This window comes from Mesorhizobium sp. M2C.T.Ca.TU.002.02.1.1 (assembly GCF_003997225.1).
This window is the reverse complement of record NZ_RZTO01000673.1, coordinates 1-3,451: the sequence shown is the minus strand read 5'-3', so window position 1 is coordinate 3,451 and position 3,451 is coordinate 1. Positions and strand designations below refer to the sequence as shown.

Here is a 3,451-nt window from a genome sequence, read left to right as displayed (position 1 = left end):
GATCAGCGCTCAGCACTGCGCGGTGACCGGCTTGCCGATCGCCCGGCCGCGTTCGAGGCGCAGCGCCATGAGCACGACGCCGAGCGCGGCAAGCGGCACCAGGCCCGCAACAAGGGGGACGGCGCCGAGGCCGGGGCCATGGTCGATGACGAAGCCGCCGAGCCAGGCGCCGATGGCATTGCCGAGATTGAAGGCGGCGATGTTGAAGGAGGAGGCCAGGCCCTGACCGGCGCCCTCGGCCTTCTCCAGCACCCACATCTGCAGCGGCGCGACGGTGGCGAAGGCGGCGGCACCCAGCAGGCCGACGGCGACGATCGCCGTGATCGGCTGATGGATCGCCGCAGTCATGACGAACAGCACGGCCGACAGCGCGACCAGCGTGCCGACGACCGTCGGCACCAGATGGCGGTCGGCGAGGCGTCCGCCAAGCAGATTGCCCGCCACCAGCCCGCCGCCGAAGACAAGCAGGATCGGCGATACGGCTCCCTCGGAAAAGCCGGTGACGCGGGTGAGGATCGGCGCCAGATAGGTGAAGGCGGCAAAGACGCCGACCCAGCTCAGCACCGTGGTCAACAGGCCGAGCAGCACCGGCCGGCGGCCGAGCACGGCGAGCGTGCCTTCGGTGCTTTCCTCCTCGTCCGCGGCGGCGGGCTCGTCGCGCGGCACCAGCAATGCGATCACCGCAAAGGCGATGACGCCAACCAGCGTGACGGCGAGGAAGGTGGAACGCCAGCCATAGGCCTGGCCGAGCCAGGTGCCGAAAGGCACGCCGAGGATGTTGGCGACGGTGAGGCCGGTGAACATCAGCGCGATCGCCGAGGCCTTCCTGTTCGGCGCGACCAGGCTGGTGGCGACGACGGAGCCGACGCCGAAGAAGGAGGCGTGGGCGAAGGCGGTCAGCACACGCGCCGCCATCAGCGTCCAGTAGTCGGGCGCCAGCGCGCAGGCGAGGTTGCCGACGGTGAAGACCACCATCAGGGCAAGCAGCAAGGTCTTCTTCGCCAGGCGGCCGGTCAGCGCGCCAAGCAGCGGCGCGCCGACGACGACACCCAGCGCATAGCCGGAAATGAGCAGGCCCGCGGACGAGATCGAGACGCCGAGATCGGCGCTGACATCGAGCAGCAGGCCCATGATGACGAATTCGGTGACGCCGATGCCGAAGGCGCCGGCGGTGAGGGCATAGAGAGCAAGGGGCATGGCGATGGTCCGTCTGGTCAGGAAAGGGGCGCTCAATCCCGCGCCCCGGAATCTTTGCTGGCGCATGATCTTTCCCGAAAACCGGTTCCCCACTTTTCGGGATCATGCACGGGGAAGATCGTGATCGGGCAAGCTGTGAACCAGCCTTGCGCCAGGCATATTTTCTGTGAAATAGATTCACGAATGGCGAGGCCCGACATCAACCGTTCCGGCGAGATCGAAGTGTTCGTCCGCGTCGTCGAGGCGGGCAGCTTTTCGGCCGCGGCGCGGGCATTGCGCATGACGCCTTCGGCGGTGAGCAAGCTGATCGCGCGGCTCGAGGCGCGGCTTGGCGCGCGGCTGATCAGCCGCTCGACGCGCCGGCTGCAACTGACACCGGAAGGCGCGGCCTTCCACGACAGCGGCATGCGCATCCTGGCCGATCTCGATGCGGCCGAACGGGAAGCGGCGGCGGGCGCCGCGCCGCGCGGCAGGCTGAGGGTCAATTCCTACGTACCGTTCGGCCAGCATCGGCTGATGCCGCTGTTGCCGCGCTTCCTCGAACGCTACCCGGAAATCTCCGTTGAGGCGGTGCTGACCGACAGCGTCATCGACCTGATGGAGGAGCGCGCCGATGTCGCGATCCGCGCCGGCCCGCTCAGGGAGTCACGGCTGGTGGCGCGCAAGCTCGGCCAGAGCCGGATGGTGGTGGTCGCGGCGCCGGCCTATCTCGAAGCGCGCGGCATGCCGCGGACGCCGGCCGACCTGGCCAGCCACAATCTGCTCGCTTTCGGCTTCGTGCGGCATATCGACGGCCTGCCATTCGTGGATGCGAAAGGCGCTCCGCTCATGGTTCCGATCGCCGGCAATTCGACGGTCAGCGACGGCGAGGCGATGCGGCTGACGACATTGGCCGGCGCCGGCATCGCAAGGCTGGCGCGCTGGCATGTCGAACCGGACATCGGCGCCGGGCGGCTCGTGCCGCTGCTGGAAGCATTCAATCCCGGCGACGAGGAGCAGACGCATGCCGTCTATGTCGGCCAGGGCAAGCATCTGCCGGCCCGGGTGCGGGCGTTTCTCGATTTTCTTGCGGAGACAGTGCGCCTTTGAAACGGAAAAGCCGCGCGCCCAGGGACACGCGGCTTCCGAAAAGGCCGGCTTTGTTCGAAGACGGATCATGCCTTCGGCACGAACGGCGCCGGACGCCGGCCGGCGCCTTGCCGCTCCAGCATCCAGCCGGGATATTCGGCGGGCAACGCGCTCACCTCGTCGAGCTTGGCGAGGTCGTCGGCATCGAGCTGCAGGCCGGTGGCGGCCAGGTTCTGCTCGAGCTGGTCCATGCGGCTGGCGCCGATGAGGACGCTCATCACGAAAGGCTTGGCCAGCACATAGCCCAGCGCAACCGTGGCGACGCTGACGCCATGCTTCCTGGCGACCTCGCGCATGACGGCAACCGCCGCCCAGGCGCGATCCTCATTGACCGGCGGGAAGTTGAAGGACGCGCGGCGGCCCTCGCCATTGCCGGGCGCGCCGGGGCCGTATTTGCCGGAAAGCAAGCCGCCAGCCATCGGCGACCAGACCATCAGGCCTAGCTTCTCTTCGTTGATCAAAGGCACGATCTCACGCTCGAGATCGCGGCCGGCGATCGAATAGTAGGATTGGATCGTCTCGAAGCGGGCAAAGCCCTTGCGCTCGGCAATGCCCAGCGCCTTGGCGATGCGCCAGGCCTGCCAGTTGGAGACGCCGACGTACCGCACCTTGCCGCTGGCGACGAGGTCGTCGAGCGCGCGCAGCGTCTCGTCGATCGGCGTCACCGTGTCGGTGCCGTGCAGCTGGTAGAGATCGATATGATCGAGCTGCAGCCGCTTCAGGCTGCCGTCGACCGAATCCATGATGTGGCCGCGCGAGGAGCCGCGCTCGTTCGGCCCGTTGCCCATGGCGCCATGCACCTTGGTGGCGATGATCACGTCCGAGCGCTTGACGCCGAGATCCTTGAGCGACTGTCCCAGCAATTGCTCGGACTGGCCGAAGGAATAGACGTCGGCCGTGTCGAAGAAATTGACGCCCGCGGCGATCGAGCGGCCGACGATCTCGTTGACGCCTTTCTGGTCGAGACTGGCGATCAGGCCCCATTGGGCATTCTGGCCGGCGGCGCCGAAGGTCATGGTGCCGAGGCAGAGTTCGGAAACGAACAGGCCGGTATTGCCGAGCTGGTTATAGCGCATGGTGGGATTCCCCGAGAAAATTTGAAGACAGCCACGAAATAGGAACGGGC

Annotated in this window: 3 protein-coding genes; 1 reads left to right on the top strand and 2 read right to left on the bottom strand. The window is 67.3% G+C overall.

Annotation, left to right across the window (positions count from 1 at the left end):
• Nucleotides 1–9: 9 nt before the first annotated feature.
• Complete coding sequence (locus tag EOD07_RS27285) at nucleotides 10–1,197, bottom strand: MFS transporter (RefSeq protein WP_127237605.1); 1,188 nt, start codon at nucleotides 1,195–1,197, stop codon at nucleotides 10–12.
• A gap of 183 nt (nucleotides 1,198–1,380) precedes the next feature.
• Here EOD07_RS27285 and EOD07_RS27280 point away from each other — a divergent pair, with 183 nt between their 5' ends.
• A complete protein-coding gene (locus EOD07_RS27280) occupies nucleotides 1,381–2,286 on the top strand; it encodes a LysR family transcriptional regulator (RefSeq protein ID WP_127237604.1) in 906 nt (301 codons plus the stop codon).
• A 65-nt stretch (nucleotides 2,287–2,351) separates the two neighbouring features.
• On the opposite strand, the gene EOD07_RS27275 is transcribed toward EOD07_RS27280, so the two are convergent.
• Nucleotides 2,352–3,401 (bottom strand): aldo/keto reductase, encoded by a 1,050-nt coding sequence (locus tag EOD07_RS27275; RefSeq protein ID WP_127237603.1) that lies wholly within the window; start codon nucleotides 3,399–3,401, stop codon nucleotides 2,352–2,354.
• Nucleotides 3,402–3,451: the final 50 nt, after the last annotated feature.